This is a genomic window from Marinobacter sp. MMG032, assembly GCF_040112695.1.
GTDB classification, from domain to species: Bacteria; Pseudomonadota; Gammaproteobacteria; order Pseudomonadales; family Oleiphilaceae; genus Marinobacter; species Marinobacter salsuginis.
Genome location: NZ_CP157802.1, coordinates 3261720 through 3279801 on the forward strand (window position 1 = coordinate 3261720; position 18082 = coordinate 3279801).

At 55.2% G+C, this 18082-nt stretch carries 22 protein-coding genes; 13 read left to right on the forward strand and 9 right to left on the reverse strand.

Going from position 1 to position 18082, the window contains the following annotated elements; all coding sequences use genetic code 11:
* Window positions 1-76: 76 nt before the first annotated feature.
* Window positions 77-2638, forward strand: a complete 2562-nt coding sequence (locus ABNF92_RS14935; protein WP_349342589.1) for an AAA family ATPase — start codon at window positions 77-79, stop codon at window positions 2636-2638.
* A gap of 128 nt (window positions 2639-2766) precedes the next feature.
* On the opposite strand, the gene ABNF92_RS14940 is transcribed toward ABNF92_RS14935, so the two are convergent.
* Window positions 2767-3198 (reverse strand): tautomerase family protein, encoded by a 432-nt coding sequence (locus ABNF92_RS14940; protein WP_349342590.1) that lies wholly within the window; start codon window positions 3196-3198, stop codon window positions 2767-2769.
* Between the two features lie 147 nt (window positions 3199-3345).
* Between ABNF92_RS14940 and ABNF92_RS14945 the strand changes: the two genes are divergently transcribed.
* Together ABNF92_RS14945 and ABNF92_RS14950 are read left to right on the forward strand one after the other, a co-directional pair.
* Window positions 3346-3801, forward strand: coding sequence for a metallophosphoesterase family protein (locus ABNF92_RS14945; protein ID WP_349342591.1), 456 nt, complete (start codon window positions 3346-3348; stop codon window positions 3799-3801).
* A gap of 196 nt (window positions 3802-3997) precedes the next feature.
* The gene (locus tag ABNF92_RS14950; protein WP_349342592.1) at window positions 3998-4372 is read left to right on the forward strand and encodes a DUF393 domain-containing protein; all 375 of its coding nucleotides are present in this window, start codon (window positions 3998-4000) and stop codon (window positions 4370-4372) included.
* A 49-nt stretch (window positions 4373-4421) separates the two neighbouring features.
* On the opposite strand, the gene ABNF92_RS14955 is transcribed toward ABNF92_RS14950, so the two are convergent.
* From ABNF92_RS14955 to ABNF92_RS14970, 4 genes are all read right to left on the reverse strand, one after another.
* Window positions 4422-5363 (reverse strand): hypothetical protein, encoded by a 942-nt coding sequence (locus tag ABNF92_RS14955; protein ID WP_349342593.1) that lies wholly within the window; start codon window positions 5361-5363, stop codon window positions 4422-4424.
* Between the two features lie 354 nt (window positions 5364-5717).
* Window positions 5718-6332, reverse strand: coding sequence for a PEGA domain-containing protein (locus ABNF92_RS14960; RefSeq protein WP_349342594.1), 615 nt, complete (start codon window positions 6330-6332; stop codon window positions 5718-5720).
* A gap of 36 nt (window positions 6333-6368) precedes the next feature.
* Complete coding sequence (locus ABNF92_RS14965; RefSeq protein WP_349342595.1) at window positions 6369-6920, reverse strand: hypothetical protein; 552 nt, start codon at window positions 6918-6920, stop codon at window positions 6369-6371.
* Window positions 6921-7176: 256 nt separating this feature from the next.
* Window positions 7177-7857: an arginine N-succinyltransferase gene (locus ABNF92_RS14970; protein WP_349342596.1), complete on the reverse strand. Its 681-nt coding sequence runs from the start codon at window positions 7855-7857 to the stop codon at window positions 7177-7179.
* Window positions 7858-8090: 233 nt separating this feature from the next.
* Here ABNF92_RS14970 and ABNF92_RS14975 point away from each other — a divergent pair, with 233 nt between their 5' ends.
* Window positions 8091-9362: a mechanosensitive ion channel domain-containing protein gene (locus tag ABNF92_RS14975; protein WP_349342597.1), complete on the forward strand. Its 1272-nt coding sequence runs from the start codon at window positions 8091-8093 to the stop codon at window positions 9360-9362.
* An 81-nt stretch (window positions 9363-9443) separates the two neighbouring features.
* Window positions 9444-9704, forward strand: a complete 261-nt coding sequence (locus tag ABNF92_RS14980) for a hypothetical protein (protein ID WP_349342598.1) — start codon at window positions 9444-9446, stop codon at window positions 9702-9704.
* A gap of 76 nt (window positions 9705-9780) precedes the next feature.
* Here ABNF92_RS14980 and ABNF92_RS14985 read toward each other — a convergent pair whose 3' ends face one another.
* A complete protein-coding gene (locus ABNF92_RS14985; RefSeq protein ID WP_349342599.1) occupies window positions 9781-10272 on the reverse strand; it encodes an MOSC domain-containing protein in 492 nt (163 codons plus the stop codon).
* Window positions 10273-10409: 137 nt separating this feature from the next.
* Here ABNF92_RS14985 and ABNF92_RS14990 point away from each other — a divergent pair, with 137 nt between their 5' ends.
* Window positions 10410-10844: an SRPBCC family protein gene (locus ABNF92_RS14990; RefSeq protein ID WP_291906374.1), complete on the forward strand. Its 435-nt coding sequence runs from the start codon at window positions 10410-10412 to the stop codon at window positions 10842-10844.
* Between the two features lie 94 nt (window positions 10845-10938).
* On the forward strand, window positions 10939-11751 hold the full coding sequence (locus ABNF92_RS14995; protein ID WP_349342600.1) for a hypothetical protein: 813 nt from the start codon (window positions 10939-10941) through the stop codon (window positions 11749-11751).
* Between the two features lie 26 nt (window positions 11752-11777).
* Here ABNF92_RS14995 and ABNF92_RS15000 read toward each other — a convergent pair whose 3' ends face one another.
* Window positions 11778-11945, reverse strand: a complete 168-nt coding sequence (locus tag ABNF92_RS15000) for a hypothetical protein (protein WP_349342601.1) — start codon at window positions 11943-11945, stop codon at window positions 11778-11780.
* A gap of 261 nt (window positions 11946-12206) precedes the next feature.
* On the opposite strand from ABNF92_RS15000, the gene ABNF92_RS15005 reads away from it, so the two are divergent.
* The 6 genes from ABNF92_RS15005 to ABNF92_RS15030 all read left to right on the forward strand — a co-directional run bounded on the left by ABNF92_RS15005 (window position 12207) and on the right by ABNF92_RS15030 (window position 16494).
* Entirely contained in the window at window positions 12207-12491 is a 285-nt protein-coding gene (locus ABNF92_RS15005; RefSeq protein WP_349342602.1) for a hypothetical protein, read from the forward strand.
* Window positions 12492-12670: 179 nt separating this feature from the next.
* Window positions 12671-13240, forward strand: coding sequence for a DJ-1/PfpI family protein (locus ABNF92_RS15010; protein WP_153633848.1), 570 nt, complete (start codon window positions 12671-12673; stop codon window positions 13238-13240).
* Window positions 13241-13290: 50 nt separating this feature from the next.
* The gene (locus tag ABNF92_RS15015; RefSeq protein ID WP_349342603.1) at window positions 13291-13671 is read left to right on the forward strand and encodes a ribbon-helix-helix domain-containing protein; all 381 of its coding nucleotides are present in this window, start codon (window positions 13291-13293) and stop codon (window positions 13669-13671) included.
* A 208-nt stretch (window positions 13672-13879) separates the two neighbouring features.
* Window positions 13880-14875, forward strand: a complete 996-nt coding sequence (locus ABNF92_RS15020) for a DUF1852 domain-containing protein (protein ID WP_349342604.1) — start codon at window positions 13880-13882, stop codon at window positions 14873-14875.
* 27 nt (window positions 14876-14902) lie between these two features.
* Entirely contained in the window at window positions 14903-15946 is a 1044-nt protein-coding gene (locus ABNF92_RS15025) for a methionine synthase (RefSeq protein ID WP_349342605.1), read from the forward strand.
* Window positions 15947-15957: 11 nt separating this feature from the next.
* A complete protein-coding gene (locus tag ABNF92_RS15030) occupies window positions 15958-16494 on the forward strand; it encodes a flavin reductase family protein (protein WP_349344099.1) in 537 nt (178 codons plus the stop codon).
* 2 nt (window positions 16495-16496) lie between these two features.
* Here ABNF92_RS15030 and ABNF92_RS15035 read toward each other — a convergent pair whose 3' ends face one another.
* Window positions 16497-17042, reverse strand: coding sequence for a nucleoside 2-deoxyribosyltransferase (locus tag ABNF92_RS15035; protein ID WP_349342606.1), 546 nt, complete (start codon window positions 17040-17042; stop codon window positions 16497-16499).
* 10 nt (window positions 17043-17052) lie between these two features.
* A complete protein-coding gene (gene ltaE / locus ABNF92_RS15040) occupies window positions 17053-18063 on the reverse strand; it encodes a low-specificity L-threonine aldolase (RefSeq protein ID WP_349342607.1) in 1011 nt (336 codons plus the stop codon).
* Window positions 18064-18082: the final 19 nt, after the last annotated feature.

Consider the following 18082-nt stretch of genomic DNA (forward strand, 5'->3'; position numbering starts at 1 on the left):
CCGTCTGCTCGGTGAGCAAGGCGTTTGATGTAAAAACTTAAAAAACGTTATTACCAAGTAGGGAAACAATATAAGCATGAATAATACGGAAAGCACCCTGACTAAATGGTTTTCAGACCGCCCTCAGTGGCTTCAGATCGCGGCAACTCGGCTTCTTCAGAACTCTGAGCTTAGCAATCAAGACATCTCTGAACTCGTAACTATGTGTCGGAAGGACGCAGACGGGACGTTGTCTAAACCGAGTTGTTCCTTTCCCAGCTCTGCATTTTCCCAGGGCACTGCAGGCACACTGCGTTTATGTTCAATCAGTGATGTTGAAGGTGTTAATGCTCTTGCTCCCAAAAAACCACTTGAGTTTGGTAAAGGCAATATCACGACTGTTTATGGAAATAACGGCTCTGGTAAGTCCGGCTACGTCAGGCTCCTGAAACATATATGCGGTGCCCGCGAGACGGAGACTCTTCATCGCAATGTTTATGAGCCCGACTCCGCCGGACAAAAGGCTTGCGTATCGTATGAAAAGGACGGGATAAAGAAGAGCCATAAGTGGTCAGGCCAAGGTGTCTGCGATGAGCTCAATAGTGTTGATATTTTCGACACGTCCTTTGGCAAGGTCTTTGTCGGCAGCGAAGACGAGGTGAGCTATGAGCCGCCAGTATTATCGTTTTTCAGCTCGCTCATACTCGTATGTGAAAAGGTTGCATCAGCTTTGGACTCCGAGGCCAATCAGCAACAGTCGAAAAAGCCGAATATTCCCGCTGACAAGAAAGTAACTCCAGAAGGTAAATGGTACGAATCGCTAAGTGCCAAAGCCACTACCCAGGACATCGACAAACATTGCACATTTAACAGTAGCGACAATAAAGAGATGCATACGCTACAACTGCGCCTTACCGAACAGGCACCGGCTGAGAAAGCGAAGCAACTCAGGAAACAGAAACAACATATAGAAACCCTTTTCGGAGATGCCCTGAGGTGTCTTGAGCAACTATCAGAAGAAAACTGCAGACGGATCATTGCTGCCAAAAAGAAGTCGATCCTCAAGAAGGCAGCGGCTGACGCTTCAGCAGAGAAGGTATTTTCCGATAGTGAGCTTGACGGCATTGGGTCTGATGTCTGGCAGGAACTTTGGGAAGCTGCCCGGAACTACTCCCTATCGGGTGCCTATCAAGGGATCGACTACCCGAATGTTTCCGATGGTTCCCGGTGTGTTCTATGCCATCAGACCTTGACCGAGGAGGCCAAGAACCGATTAACGTCCTTTGAAAGTTTCGTGAAGGGTGAACTACAGAAAGCCGCAATCGATGCTGCCAAAGAATATGAGTTGGCCAGTCAGACTATCGAGTTGTTACCGACCTCGGAGACGCTAAAGACGAGGATTGATGCGGCAGGTATTGCACAAGATGAAATCGCCAGCCAAGTGGCCGAATTCTTTCGTCAATTGCAGATCAGAAAAGATAAGCTTCCGGAGATCGATTCTGAAGAAGCCATTCCCGATCCCCTTAGCACGCCGCAATGGATAGAACAGCTACAGGCTCAGGCGAAGAGCCTTGGAGAGTTGGCGGCAAAATATGATGAGGATGCCAAAAGCGACAATCGGGCAGATATTAATAAAAAATTGAATAGCTTGCAGACTAGAAAGTGGTTGTCTGAGCATCGATCCGCCATTAGCGATGAAGTAAAGCGGTTGAAGCTGCTGAACCAAATCCAGAAGGCCAAGAAATTGACCAACACCAGGGCACTGTCTCAGAAAAAGGGTGAATTGGCAGAAGCTTTGATAACAGATGCGTTCGTTCAGAGATTTAACTCTGAGCTTAAGGCTCTTGGCGCCTCCCAAGTTAAGGTTGAGCTTGTTAAAGCAAAGGTCTCCAAGGGCCGAGTCCTTCATAAGCTCCAGCTTCAAGATGCCTATCAGGGCGGCCTCGCTGAAGTCCTGAGTGAGGGAGAAAGCCGGATCGTTTCAATTGCAGCATTTTTGGCCGATGTGACAGGCAAGACCAACCAAGCCCCATTTGTCTTCGATGATCCAATATCATCGCTTGACCAGACCTATGAGGAGGCTGTAGTCAAAAGGCTGATTGAGCTCTCTGAGGACAAGCAGGTGATTGTTTTTACTCACCGGCTGTCCTTACTCGGAACTATCAAGCATTTTGCCGAAAAAAAATCTATCAAGACGGACGTAGTTAGCATTCGCCCTGCAGGCTGGGGCACAGGTGAGCCGGCACCCATTCCGCTCTCGCAAAGTGATATCAAGTCCGCCCTTAACAGCCTTATGAATCAGCGATACCAAGACGCAAAGAAAGCGAGCGAGAATGGCGAATTTGAGCATGCTGAAATCTTGCTAAAGTCAATGTGTAGCGACTTTCGCACATTGGTAGAGCGATCTATTGAAAATGATCTACTTTGCGGGGTGGTTCAGAGATTCCAACGTCCAGTCCATTCCTTGAAGATTAAGGATCTGGCAAAGTTAAGAGATGCAGATTGCCATTTCCTTGATTCGCTCATGACGAAATACTCCGGGTTTGAACACTCTCAACCAACAGAGTCTCCCGTGGAGCTGCCGGAACCAGAAGATCTTATGGCTGATATGGCTTCCCTCAAAAGCTGGCGTGAAGAGTATGCTAAGCGCACGGCATGAAACATCGAACAAGGCGTGGCACCGGACGCCACTGGCGCGGTGCAAGTGTGCTTAGCGTTAAATTCCAGGGAGCTTATATCTGCTTACGAGGAACTCGAGTGAAAACCGGGTCAGATCTAATAGTGCGGTTATTTGGGTAACCTGCCCCGCTTTTCCGGAGACATTCCCTTTTCCCACTCAGCTTCATCGCCCGGCGCTGGCAAAAACCGCCCAAACTCGATCATCTGGGTGGCCGGAAGGTCCTGCAGATAGATCCAGACATCTTCATATGAGATGTCCAGGATTTGGCCGATTTCTTCAAGCATCTGGCTCATCAGGGCCTGTTTAATCTCAATGCGTCTACCCTCCCGGACCAAACCGTGCACATACACCTGAGGCGCGGTGTTCACTCTGCCACCTACAAAGTGGTTGCCCTCATTGGCCGCAGAAAACAGAACCTGCGCAAAGAACCGGGGAGCGCCGGTTTGGGCGCTGTGGGCCGCTGTGATGGCCTCGGCGATCTGTGATTTCTGCTGCGGCGACAGAGGCAGGTTTGCGACCGTGACGGTGTAAGTGGGCATGGGAAACTCCTGCCATGGGTTGTACGTTTGCACTGGATGTCGCCACTATGGGAATGAGGCGAGCTTGTTTCACTATAGCAACGCTTATCTGCCTGGCCACGCGCACGGGCCAGTTAGGTCGACTGAGAGACTGAACGAGGCGTAAATATGCAAATCGGGGTAATCGCAGACACCCACAGCAAAATGCGTCCCGAAGCCCTGGAAGCTCTGGAGGGCTCGGATCTGATCCTCCATGCCGGTGACGTGGGGCGGGATGAGGTTTTGGAAGCACTGGAGGTCATCGCTCCTTTGGTTGCTATCCGCGGCAATATCGATACAGCAGGCCGTGCAGCGACGCTCCCTGATGCTCAGGATCTGGAATTTCTCGGCCATGCCTTTTACATGCTTCACGACGTCAAAACCCTCGAATTCGATCCGCAAGGCCGTTACCGCGTGGTGATCGCCGGCCATTCCCACAAACCCCGCAATGAGTGGGTTGGCGATGTGCTTTATTTCAATCCGGGCGGCGCCGGGCCCCGGCGTTTTAAGCTTCCAATCACGGTAGGGCGGCTGCAGGTGAATGAAGACGGTGTGGTTGGTGAGATTATTGAACTGCCGGTTTGATCCTGAAGCAATGAACTATCCCGAGACTCTCGACCTTCAAGCATGCGAGCCAGACAATGATCGAAACGCCCTTGGAATTTCAGAGCGATGGTACAACCTCTCGCGGGTCATGCCCTGGGATCCCAACGGTTAACGGGAGCCACACATTGTTTTATCGTGTAGTTAGATGAATGCGATGCAAACAAGGGAGAGGGCGATGACGGCACCAGGCAATCAGCTTCGCGTGTTCTACGATGGCGCCTGCCCGAGCTGTGTCAAGGATCGCAGGCTCTATGAGCGGCTCGCGGGTAGGACCGGCGAATCGGTGGAATGGGTGGATATCACCGGCCGTGATGAGGCGTTGAAGGAACGGGGTATAGACCCGCAAGCCGCGCTTCAGGAGCTCCATGTGGAGGATGGCCAGGGCAACATCCACCGGGAACTGGATGCCTATATCCTGTTGATGTCGCGGGTCTGGCTGCTGAAACCGCTTGCCTGGCTGATTGGTTTGCCGGTGATTCGGCCAGCGCTGGCGAAGCTGTATCACAAATGGGTGAGCGAGCGGTTGGAGAGAGCCGGGCGCATGTCATAATTTGGATGTGATAATGGATGGCGAGGAGCATAGTCCTCGCCGCCACTGATCAAAGGATCGGTACAAAGCCAACGGTGTTGCAGTCGGCATGGCTCTCAACAATCTGGCCATCTATCCATACAGCTACGGCGCCTGCTGTGCCAGCCGCACTGCTGCCATATCGAACTTCCGCAGAACCATCACTGGCAACACGGATGATTCCCTCAGTTGGACAGGTTTCGTTGACAGAGAGGCTCACCGGAGTGGGGGTCGATACCTGAACATGTCCCTGAATTGCAGAGCCGATCAGCGTGCCAGCCATTGAGTATTCAAGGTTAGACTCCGTGCCTTCCAGGCGTGTCTCGGTATTGGTGAGAGCGATGTAATGGTTGCCGACCTTCAGCTCGAAGGCTTCGATGGTGTCAACAAAACGGCCGCTTGCCGAGTCGTTTTCCCAGCGGAATAGTTGATCCCAGTCGCTGCGACCTTTTACGGTCAACGGTTCGCCGCTGTTTTTAAGCTCACCGGTGATGTTATAGCTTTCATACCCCTTCCAGCTTTCGCTGGTCGCCGTTTCGCCGGTGAGAGTATCAACGTACCGGAAAGTGCCATTGAGCAGGACGTCGCCGTGGCTAAAGGTGGAAACGACGCAGTCATTGAACGACCAGCGTTCATCTATATTCCAGTCTTTGCCCGCGTAGGTGACGGTGGCCGTGCCACCTCCATCACAATTGGCTGTTCCCGATACCCCTCCGTTCTGATCCCAAAGAGATTCATGAAGATCCTCAAGCAAACCAAAAGCGCCGTTTATATCAGCCGAAAGCTGGTTCACGTTGTTGACGTTCGTGGACGAGGAAATCTCAATCGTTTTGCCCGCGTAGCCGCTTGAGTCAAGGGAGAGAGTTGGCTCTGCGCGCACGCCGCTCCCACCGCCGCCACCGCCACCGCATGCGGTCAGTAGCGCCAAGCTGGAGACTAAAGCGCAACGCCCGATCAATTTCTGTTTACTCATGCTTCCCTCTCAGATTTCCTCAAATGCTTGATGCCTGGGGCCCAGTGTTTTGCGGACCGCTCCAGACGCGCGTGTCTGCATTCAGGTAATTTCAAGGGAGCACGGGAGGTAAAACGGGGGTATGTTTCCAACATCCAATGTCGCTTCCTATCTATCCCTGAATAACTGCCAATAGATACGACATATGCAAATAAAGTTAAAGCCCGGGTGGTGAGTTTTGTGACAGGGGTTTGCGGTTATTGAATACGAAGGTCTTTGGGGGAGAGCGGGGCCAGGCGAAAAAGGGCAACTGCTGAAACGCGAGGGGGCAGGGCGCTTGCGCCATGGATGCCCCCCGGCTTCATGAGATTCCCTTTACCGAACCTCGTAAACCTCAATAATCGCTTTGGCCAGCTCAAGATCGTTCTCATTCGCCAGCGCAAGCCGGTTCAGTGCCCGAATGGTGGTCTCTTTCTCCGAGGCATCGACGCCCAGCAGTTGCACGATGGTGTCCACCTTTTCACCGCCGCCGCTCGCCAACTGGTGCCGAAACTCTCCACTGAACGCGATGATGATTTCCTTGATCTGTCGCGGTTTGGAGGTCGATATTCCGGAAGGGGTGTCAGGCTTAAGAGTGACGAAGTACTGGTCGGGAGAAAATTCGTGGATGGCACCGGATACACCATCAGTTGTGGAGCCCAGTAGCCCCCCAATCACGATGTTACCGAAGAACCACGGGTTGGTTGTGGTGGAGAGCTGAGCGGTGTAAGTCTCGTAGCCTTCCTTTTCAAAGGTAATGGATTGGTTGGAGCCCCGGTCCACCGGCACAGTCAGCGGGGTTTTACCGAGCACACGGCCGGAAACCGTAACAGTGGCTTCTTCAGGCTCACTGTTGAAGGTAAGTTTCTGGTCGGTCCCGGAGACCACCGACGCGCAGCCGGTAGATAGAAACGCAATGGCGGCCAGTGTAAGGAGTAGTGAAGACTTCATGATGCTTCCTTGTCTTGGTGCTGAATTCCCGAGGAGTTATTGCGCCAGGGAAATGTTGCCGGGCTGGATTCGAAGTTCGGAGAGTTTGTCGAGCAGCCCCTGAATGTTGGCTTTTCCGGATCCTTCGTTGGCCAGCCTTAGTCGCTTGATGGCGGCGAACGCATCGCCAATGGTGGCGGTGTAGGGGGTAACGACCGTTTCGTTGAGAACCACGGCGCCGTTGTTTTCGCGGTCATTCAGGATGTATCTCACGTGGGTGGTTACCTCGAAGTCCAGCCCGAACATGGGTTGGTCAACTTCCAGCAGGAGCGCTTCCAGCTGATAGCGACCGGTGCCAGACAGCAATCCCTGTTTTTGCAGGGTTTGTTTCAGGGCGCCTGCGAAGGCGTCGTTATCTATCTCCGAGGTCCATGCAGGGTTTGTTTCTTCGCCGCCGGAAACGTTGGTGACGTCCACATTATCTTCCAGGGCTGTGTCATAGGCCTTTAATGGCCCTTCATACACCATGTTGCCCATTTTGGCGCCAGAGGCGCAGCCGGTGAGGTACAACAGGGCAGCCAGCACTGCCAGGATCCTTGCGTTTCGCACAGTAGATTCCTTCTTACTTAATTGATTATTTTGAGTTATTTCCTGCCGACAAGCCGGAGCTTCCAGCGGCGAGCCATGGTAGCTGAGCATTGGTGAGCTTGCTATGAACTGGGCAGGTAATCGGAGTAAAATCTCGTGAAATCTTGCGGTACTCGGCTGGCTGTTGTTCTGGCCGGATGCGGAGTTTGCGCGGCAGGCGCTGGAGCGGCCTTATGAGCTTATGACACAGAAGTGACTAAGGGGAACGCGTCAGGCTCTATTCCTTGAGCCGAACAAGCAACTGCCCATCTTCGACCTGGATATAGTCCACCCCTGCCGCAAAGGACTGCCAGAACCCCGGATTAGCGCCAAACTCGTTAACCAGGTCCACATTCTTGAGGTTGCCCAGCCAGGCATTCGGGATGGGGACGCCCATCAGGCTGACACCCTTTAATTTCACCAAGGGTCGCCCGTTGGCGAAGGAGAGCTCTACGCCGGCATTCACTCGCAGGGTTCGGCCGCCGAGTACAGGGAAGTCCTCTTCAAGAGGTACGAGAAGCAGGGCGCTTAGAAGATTGTCCGAAAGATCCACGGCCAGTCTTTGCGCCAGATCGGTGTTATTGGCCAGCATCCCGTTGAGTTCCCGCTCACTGAAGCGAACCTCCCGGCTGGCGCCTTCCTCACTGTAGGGCTCCGGCTTTAACGGACCGCCAGATCCACCGACTTGGGTATCAATGCCGAGGGTATTCAGCTTGGTGTTGAGTGAATTCTGTTCGCTGGCATTCAGGGTTACCGGCTCGAAATTATCGGGAAAGACATAGTGGCTGAGCCACCAGTAACCCACGCCTACGGTGGCAACGATGGTGAGCAGTACAATGCCAAAGACGTGCAAGCCACTGAAGCCTTCCTTTTGAGGTGGCGGCGCTGACGCTGTTTTATCTTCGGTAGTCTCATTCATTGCCAATGTCACCTGATGGCCCTTTGAATTCCCCGTTGGGCCGGTGGGGCAGTCGCCTCCTTGCCGGCTTTCAGGTTACCGAAGGAGAGTTTATACGGGGTGGGATGATTATCCCAATCATGGGAGGCGTTCGAAGACCGGAACAGATTTATTGTTGGGGGCCTATACTGAGGAGAGGCTGAACGCTGCCAAAGGCGGCTGGTCTCTGAGTTCTCGTTACCAGGGAGTTGGCGATGGTGGAAAGCTGGCACGATTTGCTGGTTGCCATACAGGAAATAGGTTTGCGGGATGTCCTCCCGCAGGGAGCAGTTCTGGTGATTGCGGGGACGGCTGCGTTCTATCTGCATCGCCTTGTTGCCCGGCGCACCGCTGCGGACTCCCAGGGCGTGCGCCACCTGACGCAACGTGCCCTCCAGCGCCTTGCCTTTCCCGTCTCGATGCTGATGTTGGTTCTGCTGGGGCGCGTGTTGCTTGCCGCGCTTAACCAGGCCTACTGGGCCCTGGATCTGGCGGTCCCGCTGCTGATCTCGTTCGCCCTGATCCGCACCCTGGTGTATATGTTGCGCAAGGGCATGCGAAGCGGCCCCCTGGTCAAGGCTTCGGAGAATGTCATCAGTACCCTCATCTGGCTGGTGGTGGGCCTGCATCTCGTGGGCTTGCTCCCCGGGTTGCTTGAGGCCATGGATAGCCTGGCCTTCTCCGTGGGTGAGCTGCGCATATCCCTGTTGGCGATCGTCAAGCTAATCCTGCTGATGGGCCTGGTGTTGGTTGTTGCCATTTGGCTCTCGGGCATTATCGATCGGCGACTGACCCAGTTGCCGTATCTGAGCGCCGGTGCGGCCGTGGGGTTCTCCAAAGTCGCCAAGCTGGTGCTGATCACTGTCGCGGCTCTGTCTGTTCTTAATCTCGTCGGCATAGATCTTACGGCGCTCGCGGTGTTTGGCGGTGCGCTGGGTGTGGGAATTGGCTTCGGCCTGCAGCGGATTGCCAGCAATTTCATCAGCGGGTTTATTCTTGTGTTCGACCGCTCGATTCGCCCCGGTGATGTGATCAGCATTGGTGAGAAGTTCGGCTGGGTGGTCGCGCTGCATGCCCGCTACGTGGTGGTTCGCAACCGCGATGGTGTGGATACCCTCATTCCCAACGAAAACCTGATTACCACTGAGGTGATCAACTGGTCTTATTCAGATCCCAATGTGCGCCTGAAGATCCCGGTGTCGGTGAGCTACAGTGATGACGTGGAGCGTGCGATGGCCATTATTCTTGATATCGCCCGCGAGCACCCGCGAGTGATTGCGGATCCGGAGCCGGTATGCCGGTTAACAACGTTCGGCGACCACGGCATTCATCTGGAGGCCCGGGTCTGGGTCGCCGACCCGCAAGCGGGTTTCGGAAGCGTAAGCTCGGACATCAACCTGGCGATCTGGCGCCGATTCAAGCAGGAAGGCATCACCATTCCGTTTCCACAGCAAGACGTTTACATCAAGGAATTGCCGGCGAAATAGTCTACTCTCAGGATCACCTCCTTCTTTTCTGTGGACCGACTATGCTGTTAAGAGGATGGGTGCAAAGAAGGGAGAACAATCATGCGCTATCTTCTGGTTTTACTCGTAACGCTGCTTTTTTCCGCACCGGCTCTCAGTGGCCAGTGCCCCGCGTTAATGAAGGAGGTCGACTCTCAGATGGAGTCGGCGGATCTGGACGCAAGCACAAAGGCTGAAGTTGCGAAACTCCGTGCGAAGGGCGAGTCGCTTCACAAGGAGGGCAAGCATGGGGAGTCTGAACGGGTCCTCCGGCAGGCCATCGAGACAATAGACGCCGCTGTGGAGCAGGCCGCAGGAACTTGATCGGGCTTGGATGTCGTCACTATAGGTTGCTGAAGGTCTGTGAAACGATGACCTCGTACTCTTCTGAATAGCTATTTCACAGACAGGCCTGGACATCGTCCCCAAGGGCAATGCTACCCGCTTCAACCACCCGCGTCGTGATTCCGCCGTGCCCGCGCATGGCGTTGTAGCCGCCGGGCCCAAGCGCAGTCTCCATCTTGCTGCAGGGATGGCAAAGGCCGGTATATTCCAACACCACATTGCCAATTCGGAACTGTTTGCCCTTCAGGGCCAGCAGGTTCAGGCCAGAGACGACGATGTTGCGCCGGAAAACCTCGGGTGCGATGGCCTCGCGTTGCAGACACGAGGCAATGGCATGCAGGTGTTCTTGCTGGATCAGGGTTACCTGTCGTTTGCTGGTTTCTCGACCCTTGAATCGGTCGCCCTCCAGGCCCTTGCCAATCGTTACCGCCACGCTGTCGCGTGCCTCCACGGGTTCGCCGCGGGCAGGTCGGATGCCAATCCATTCCACGCGGCCACATTGGGGCAGGGTGTCCAGCAGGGTTTGAAGTAGGGATGGTTCAGACATCGGTGCTCGCTCGTTCACAGAGGCGAATCAGCTCCGCCTTTCGATTTTCACGAAGGTATCAAAAAATGGAAGAAAACCCATTCTTTTGAGGAATCGTATGCGTATCGTTCTGGTCAGCGCATTTTTGAGGAGTAACTATGTTTCGCATTCACGTCGAGCGCGTGCTTGGGATGGATATCGACACGGTCTTTGAGGCCATCGCTGACCATGCTCGTTACGATCGGTTCCCTGGGGTGAGCAAGTCTTTGCTGGTTGAAGAGGGAAAAGACGAAAAAAATGGCACCGGTGCGCTCCGGGTGATCGGCGCCGGCAAGCTTGAACTGACTGAACGAATTACGCGGTTTGAGAGGCCAAACCGTATGGACTATCGCATCGAGAAATCCAGCCCGTTTCGCGTTCAGCACACGAAGGGGGAGATTTTTTTGAAGCCCGAAGGTGAACAGACACGTGTGATCTGGATTTCCGAGGGTTCTGTGAAGGTGCCCTTACTTGGAAGGATGATGGATCGAATGGCTGAGCGCAGCTTTTCGAGAGCCTTCAGCTCGCTACTTAAGGCCATTGAGCGGCTTTAGGGGCAGTAGGCCTATTCCTCGGAGGATTGAACGACATAGAATGGGCCGATGATATCGACCGGGTGTCTACATGGATCCCTGATAAGAGGCGCAGATGTCCTCAGAGGTAACCTTGGCGAAAAAGCAATGTCTAGAAAGATTGTCGGCGGCGCTTTGCCGCACATTCATGGTTGTTTTGCTTGCTTTGCCCGGTGTCTCGTTAGCAAGTAGCAATCTGACATTCGCGTTCGGCGACAAATCACCGCCCTATAGCTCCTCGCTCGATGACAGGGCCGTCGGGCTATTTCCGGATTTGGTGCAGCTCGCCTTCAGTTTTATTCCCGGCTACACCACGGAACATGTGGTGCTGCCCTGGGCCAGGGCACAGTACAACGTGCGACTCGGCCTTGCCGATGGCCTTCTTACCTATCCGTCGGAGGAGCGAAAGGAATACGCCGTCTTTTCAGACCAACCACTCTTCACGCAGGACTTTGGCCATTTGGTTTACTCGGCAGACAACCCCAACAGTGACCTGATCGAATCGGCTACCAGCTTTGCTGATTTGTCCAGTCTGACGGTGATCGTCGAGAGGGGCTCCCGGTGGGAAGAGGACAATATTCCCGGCTATCTGGAACGCGAGCCGGGCCGGGATATGAAAGCGATGATGCATCTTCTTATGCTGCGGGAGGCGGGCGATTTCATGGTGCAGCCCGCCGAAGACGCCCGATACATCGCTCAACAACTTGGCTATTCGGAGAAGCTGAGAGTTCGCCAGGTTGATTTCATTCCGAACTCCCGGATCCCCTTCCACATTGGTGTTTCGCGGCAGCATCCCTCCGCTATGGATGTGATCAATGAGGTCAACGCGGTCATGCAGAATCCTGAATTTCAGTCAGAGCTGAACACGTTTATCAGAAGATATCGATAACGCGGCCAAGGCCGGAACAATTTCGTCTAGTCATCCGTTTTAAATTTTGCTTTGCAGTTACCGCTCATGCACATCGTGCAGTAATGCTCGCGGTCCTCGTGGCTGGTGCCTTCTGCGATCTTGATGCCACAGCCGTTGCAGAGCAGGGTGGCCACGTCTCCCTTTACTTCTACAACTGCGTGTTGGTAGTTCATTAAAAAGCTCCGTTGCAGGCTGTTGGTGTTAACGCGGTATTATCGTATCCACGTTGGGTTAGAACGCTGCAGGCGATTACGCCTTGGGTGCTGGATTGGTTCTCCCCGTGAAGGTTTTGTGATCTCTTCTTTACCGACTTTTGACCGGGCCGTGACGGCCGCGTAAGCGTTCCTTTTTATCCTGCATTCTGGCGCTGCAGGCTCCGACTCAGGAGCCGGGCAGTGTCGAACACAAATTGTTTCCAGCAAGGAGAATGCACAATGAAAAAGCTGACAGCCACTCTTTTGGCACTTGGTACCACCCTGGCCTTGATGGCCCCGGCCCACGCAGACGACATGGCTAAGGACAGCAAGGGTATGGACGAGACCATGATGCATGACGACATGAAAGATGACGGCATGGCCAAGGACTCAATGAAGACCGATACCATGCATGACGGGATGAAGACCGATGGCATGATGGATGAGGGAATGAAGAAGGACCATATGAACAAAGACACCATGAAAAAAGATGAAATGTCCGACGGGGATAAAACCTCGATGTGATGACCGTGATTGGGAAAAGGCTCAGGTTTCGTCGCCCGGATACATTTCGCATTCGGCGACGGGCACAAACGGCGAAACCTGTAGTAACCCCTTAATACCCGCTCCATTAGCCCCGCTGCTACTGTTTCCGGACCTGGCAAAACAAACACAAGGAGACAGCCATGAGCGGAGGAAAAGCCATGAGCGGGAAGAAGATTCTGATGATCACCGGTGATTTCACCGAAGACTACGAAACCATGGTGCCATTCCAGGCGCTGCAGGCCGTTGGTCACACGGTGCATGCCGTTTGCCCGGATAAGAAGGCGGGCGATACCGTGGCCACTGCCATCCACGACTTCGAGGGCGACCAGACCTATTCTGAAAAACCGGGTCATCGGTTTGCCTTGAATGCGGACTTTGAAGGGATCAACCCGGCTGATTACGACGCCCTGGTGGTGCCCGGCGGGCGTGCCCCCGAGTATCTGCGCCTGAACAAGGATGTGCAGAAGCTGGTTCGCCATTTCTTTGAAACCAACAAGCCAGTTGCGGCGATCTGCCACGGTGCCCAGTTGTTGGCAGCGGCTGGCGTTCTCGAGGGACGGAAATGCTCGGCTTACCCGGCTTGCCAGCCGGAGGTGGAACTGGCCGGCGGAACCTTCGCTGGTATCGAGGTTGATCAGGCCGTCACCGATGCTAATCTGGTAACAGCGCCCGCGTGGCCCGCCCATCCGGCCTGGCTGGCGCAGTTCTTCAAGTTACTGGAGCAGTAACAGGGCAGGGGCCGGCCTACCGGCCCCACAACGCGTCCAGGGAGGCTGTTATGTGCAAGCTCTTCATCAACGCCGATCCGGAGCTATGGGTCAGCCGAACCCACTCCCTGCGCATTGATGGCATGGTCACCAGCGTGCGGATGGAAAACGCCTTTTGGCAGGTACTGTCGGAGTTGGCCGAGCGCGACGGCATGAACCTTCCCCAGATGATCACCCGCCTCTACCACGAGTCCATTGATGCCGGCCACGACCTCGGCAACTTCACGTCCTTCCTGCGGGTTTGCGCGCTGCGCTATCTTGAATTGCAACTGAGTGGCGCCGTGCCCAGGGATCCCCGGGTGCCCATTGCCTCACTTAATGCCGACCGGATTCTTGCCGGTAAAACCGGTGAGCCGGTAGCGCAGGAAGTGGTGAGCAAGGCGAAGCATTAAATTCTCTGGAAGGTCAAAAATACAGGCCAGACTGATTCGCACCAATCCATGATTCGGATTAATGGGTGAATGAGATTAAATCATTTTTATTCATTGATTCATGCGCCTAGCATAGATTTCAGTCTCAACCGCAGCCGACTGAACGGCGACGGTGAGAGGCAGCCAATGAATTCAGGTTTTATCTCAGGAATCAGGATACCGGGTCGTCATGAACAACGAGTTCACATTCGCCATCAAGCGTCTTCGTTTCGATGAAAGCTACCGTCCATCGCAGAACACGCGCATTACCACCAACTTTGCCAATCTGGCCAGGGGAGAGAAGCGCCGGGAGAATTTGCACAACGCGTTGACGATGATTGATGATCGTTTCAACGCTCTGGCGCACTGGGATAACCCCGAAGGCAACCGCTATTCAGTCCAGCTTGATATCGTTTCCGTTGACATGATCGTGGGTGTTGAACACCAGGCCGACACCTTCCCGGCGATAGAGGTGCTGCAAACGAGCATCGTTGATCGCAAAACCGGCAAGCGCATTGAAGGCGTTGTCGGCAATAATTTCTCCTCCTACCTGCGCGATTATGACTTCAGTGTGCGGCTGCTGGAGCACAACCGGCATCAATCCGGATTCAGCGTGCCCGAGGATTTTGGCGATCTGCATGGAAAGCTCTTTCAGCATTTCGTGCATTCAAAAGCTTACACGCAGAATTTCGGCAAGCCGCCGGTTATCTGCCTCAGCGTTTCGGACAGCAAAACCTATCATCGCACGGGCAATCAGCACCCTGTGCTGGGTGTTGAATACCAGCCCAACGACTCCTCCTTAACCGAGCTGTATTTCCGGAAGATGGGGCTGGAGGTTCGGTATTTCATGCCTGCAGGCAGCGTCGCGCCTCTGGCGTTTTATTTCTTCGGTGATCTGCTGAACGACTACAGCAATCTTGAGCTGGCCAGCACCATCGCCACCATGGAAACCTTTCAGCGAATCTATCGACCAGAGATCTACAACGCCCATTCAGCAGCAGGCGAGCATTATCAACCGGATCTGAAAAACCGTGATCACTCGCGCACAGACGTTGTTTACGATCGCGAGGAGCGCAGCGAGCTGGCGGTTGAGCAGGGAAGATTTGCTGAGGAGCGTCTCATCAAACCTTACCGAACCATCCTGGAGCAGTGGTCTGCCAACTACGTGCCTGATTACGCGCTTTGATCACCAAGAACCCATAGGTTAGCCATCGTGAAAAAACTGTTACCTACTTCAACCGCGGGCAGTCTGCCAAAGCCGGCCTGGCTTGCTCAGCCCGAGACACTCTGGTCACCCTGGAAGCTGCAGGGTGAAGAACTCGTTGAGGGCAAGCAGGACGCCTTGCGGGCGTCATTGCAGGACCAGCAACTGGCTGGCGTTGATATCGTCAGTGATGGCGAGCAGACGCGCCAGCACTTCGTAACCACCTTCATCGAACACCTCGACGGCGTTGATTTCGAGAGGCGCGCGACCGTTCGAATTCGTGATCGCTACGATGCCAGCGTGCCCACGGTGGTCGGTGCTGTGAGTCGCCAGAAGCCGGTGTTCGTAGACGACGCCCGGTTCTTGCGAGAACAGACCGATCAACCGATCAAGTGGGCACTGCCTGGCCCCATGACGATGATCGACACGCTGTACGATGCCCATTACAAAAGCCGCGAGAAGCTGGCCTGGGAGTTCGCCAAGATACTCAACCAGGAAGCCAGGGAGCTGGAAGCGGCCGGCGTGGATATCATCCAGTTCGATGAACCCGCCTTTAACGTGTTTTTCGATGAGGTGAATGACTGGGGCATCGCTGCCCTGGAAAAGGCCATTGAAGGGCTTAACTGTGAGACCGCCGTGCACATCTGCTATGGCTACGGGATCAAGGCCAACACCGACTGGAAGAAAACGCTTGGGTCCGAGTGGCGACAGTACGAAGAGATTTTCCCCAGGCTGCAAACCTCCAATATCGATCTGATTTCACTGGAATGCCAGAATTCGCACGTGCCGATGGAGCTGATTGAGCTGATCCGGGGCAAGAAAGTGATGGTGGGTGCGGTTGATGTCGCCACCAATACCATCGAAACGCCGGAAGAGGTGGCCGAGACGCTCCGAAAGGCGCTCCGGTTTGTCGATGTCGACAAGCTCTATCCCTGCACCAACTGTGGCATGACGCCTCTGTCCCGCCGTGTGGCCAGCGGCAAGCTGCGAGCGCTGAGTGCCGGCGCTGATATTGTCAGGCGCGAGCTTTCGGTGACGGGAAGTCTCCAATGAGTGCGGATTTGATGACCCTATCGTCTACCAGCAGCGTTATCGAACCCGCGCGCTTTCGCGAAGCGCTCGGGCACTACGCCTCGGGTATCACGGTGATTTCATCTCTCGATGAGGGCGAACCGGTTGGTTTTACGTGCCAGTCGTTCTACAGCGTGTCGATGAACCCGCCGCTGGTGTCATTCAGCGTGAAGACCAGCTCCTTCAGCTATCCGCGGATTCGCCGGGCCGGTCGATTCGCCGTCAATATCCTCTCCGCCGAGCAGGAAGCAATTTCCAATCTGTTTGCCCGCCAGGGCGCCGACAAATGGAAGGACGTTCAGTGGCAGGCATCGCCACTGGGCAACCCGATCATCCCCGGTAGCCTGCGCTGGCTGGATTGCGAGATCCACGCTGAACATGCGGCAGGGGATCACCTGATCGTGATTGGCGAAGTGAGGGCGTTGAATGTGAAGGAAACCACAGCCTCCCGGCCATTGCTGTATTTCCGGGGCGAGTATTGTGATATCGCCGAGCAATCCACGCAGATACATGCTTCGCAAAACCGGTAGTCTCAGGCGCTTGCAAGCGACTGCACGCATCGACGGAAAAGCTCCGCTGAGAAAAAGGGATGCTCGCCCGGCTGGTCGGCCACGAAGAGCTGGCCACCTGAGCCGTAGATGCCGCCCTCAATCATCAGGTTGTCGCTCATCTCAAAGTCTTCAATGCTGTGTCCCAGATCGTCCAGGTCGGTGCCGCCTGCCCGTTCCCGGTAGTACCGGTTATCCAGGGTAAATCCGAAGGCTCGCTTTCCCTGTCCGATCATGTAGCCGACTTCGAAGACCGTACCCGGGTCGGCACTGATGCCCCGGAACGGGGTGAGGTTGGCGATGATGGCATCGCAGCTGTCCATCAGTTCTCGGTTGGCCCGGTAGATCCGGTGGCCAAGTCTGAATTTCGTCTCGCTGTCGGAAGAGGCCAGTTCGCTGTCCAGCGGGTCTACGCCCTCCAAACCGTATTCCAGCAGCAGTCGTTTTTTCTCAGCCACGATGGCCTGGTGTTCTTCTGCGGGGAAGAAGACCTCCGGTCCGGCGAGGTAGATACGTTTGGGTGTTGCCATGGAGCCCCCTTCAACCCTGGTAGAACTGCCGGATAGCATCCAGCAACCGGTCAACATCCTGGCGGTTGACGTCCAGGTGCGTCACGAAGCGAATGGGGTCTCCCGCCGTGATCAGGATGCCCTGGTCAGCCAGGTAATCTCGCAGCTGCGCGGCTCTGCCGGACGTGCAGCGGGCGTAGACGATGTTGGTCTGGGTGCTGGCGGGGTTTATCTCCAGCTGCGGAATATCGGCCAGGCCCGCGCTCAGGTACTCGGCGTTCTCGTGATCTTCAATCAGCCGAAGCGGCCCTTTCTCCAGGGCGATGCGCCCGGCCGCTGCCAGTATGCCGGCCTGACGCATGCCGCCACCGACCATTTTACGCAGCCGTGTTGCCCGCTCGATAAAAGCTTTCGAACCCAGCAGCAGCGAACCGACAGGTGCACCCAGCCCTTTTGAAAGGCACACGCTTACCGAATCGTAGCACCTGGTGATGTCGGTAATGTCGCAGTTGGATTTCACGGCTGCGTTGAACACCCGGGCGCCATCAAGGTGCAGCAGCAAGCCGTTTTCGTCGCAAAAGGCGCGGGCCTCGCGCTGATAGTTCAACGACAACACTTTGCCACCGATGGTGTTTTCCAGCGAGAGCAGTCGGGTAGGGGCAAAATGGAAATCGTCGGGCTTGATGGCGGCTTTGGCTTTGCCAAGGTTGATGCTACCATCCGGCTCGTTCTCGATCGGTTGTGGTTGCACGCTGCCAAGCACAGCAGCGCCACCGCCTTCGTAGCGGTAGTTGTGAGCCGACTGACCACAGAGGTACTCATCGCCCCGGCCACAGTGGCTCATGATGGCCAGCAGGTTGGCCTGGGTGCCGGTGGCGGTAAACAGGGCCGACTCGAAGCCCAGCCGTTCGGCGGCGTAGGCCTGAAGGCTGTTCACGGTGGGGTCGTCGCCATAAACGTCGTCGCCCACCTCGGCGCTGGCCATGGCCTCGCGCATTTCAGGGGTAGGGCGGGTGACCGTGTCGCTGCGAAAATCGATCATGTGTTCAGTGTCCTGAAGA

Bases quoted from the DNA above. Each gene is read 5' to 3' on its own strand.
- ABNF92_RS14935 (WP_349342589.1), top strand. From the start codon at position 77: ATGAATAATACGGAAAGCACCCTGACTAAATGGTTTTCAGACCGCCCT.
- ABNF92_RS14940 (WP_349342590.1), bottom strand. From the start codon at position 3,198: ATGCCCACTTACACCGTCACGGTCGCAAACCTGCCTCTGTCGCCGCAG.
- ABNF92_RS14945 (WP_349342591.1), top strand. From the start codon at position 3,346: ATGCAAATCGGGGTAATCGCAGACACCCACAGCAAAATGCGTCCCGAA.
- ABNF92_RS14950 (WP_349342592.1), top strand. From the start codon at position 3,998: ATGACGGCACCAGGCAATCAGCTTCGCGTGTTCTACGATGGCGCCTGC.
- ABNF92_RS14955 (WP_349342593.1), bottom strand. From the start codon at position 5,363: ATGAGTAAACAGAAATTGATCGGGCGTTGCGCTTTAGTCTCCAGCTTG.
- ABNF92_RS14960 (WP_349342594.1), bottom strand. From the start codon at position 6,332: ATGAAGTCTTCACTACTCCTTACACTGGCCGCCATTGCGTTTCTATCT.
- ABNF92_RS14970 (WP_349342596.1), bottom strand. From the start codon at position 7,857: ATGAATGAGACTACCGAAGATAAAACAGCGTCAGCGCCGCCACCTCAA.
- ABNF92_RS14975 (WP_349342597.1), top strand. From the start codon at position 8,091: ATGGTGGAAAGCTGGCACGATTTGCTGGTTGCCATACAGGAAATAGGT.
- ABNF92_RS14980 (WP_349342598.1), top strand. From the start codon at position 9,444: ATGCGCTATCTTCTGGTTTTACTCGTAACGCTGCTTTTTTCCGCACCG.
- ABNF92_RS14985 (WP_349342599.1), bottom strand. From the start codon at position 10,272: ATGTCTGAACCATCCCTACTTCAAACCCTGCTGGACACCCTGCCCCAA.
- ABNF92_RS14990 (WP_291906374.1), top strand. From the start codon at position 10,410: ATGTTTCGCATTCACGTCGAGCGCGTGCTTGGGATGGATATCGACACG.
- ABNF92_RS14995 (WP_349342600.1), top strand. From the start codon at position 10,939: ATGTCCTCAGAGGTAACCTTGGCGAAAAAGCAATGTCTAGAAAGATTG.
- ABNF92_RS15000 (WP_349342601.1), bottom strand. From the start codon at position 11,945: ATGAACTACCAACACGCAGTTGTAGAAGTAAAGGGAGACGTGGCCACC.
- ABNF92_RS15005 (WP_349342602.1), top strand. From the start codon at position 12,207: ATGAAAAAGCTGACAGCCACTCTTTTGGCACTTGGTACCACCCTGGCC.
- ABNF92_RS15010 (WP_153633848.1), top strand. From the start codon at position 12,671: ATGAGCGGGAAGAAGATTCTGATGATCACCGGTGATTTCACCGAAGAC.
- ABNF92_RS15015 (WP_349342603.1), top strand. From the start codon at position 13,291: ATGTGCAAGCTCTTCATCAACGCCGATCCGGAGCTATGGGTCAGCCGA.
- ABNF92_RS15020 (WP_349342604.1), top strand. From the start codon at position 13,880: ATGAACAACGAGTTCACATTCGCCATCAAGCGTCTTCGTTTCGATGAA.
- ABNF92_RS15030 (WP_349344099.1), top strand. From the start codon at position 15,958: ATGACCCTATCGTCTACCAGCAGCGTTATCGAACCCGCGCGCTTTCGC.
- ABNF92_RS15035 (WP_349342606.1), bottom strand. From the start codon at position 17,042: ATGGCAACACCCAAACGTATCTACCTCGCCGGACCGGAGGTCTTCTTC.
- ltaE (WP_349342607.1), bottom strand. From the start codon at position 18,063: ATGATCGATTTTCGCAGCGACACGGTCACCCGCCCTACCCCTGAAATG.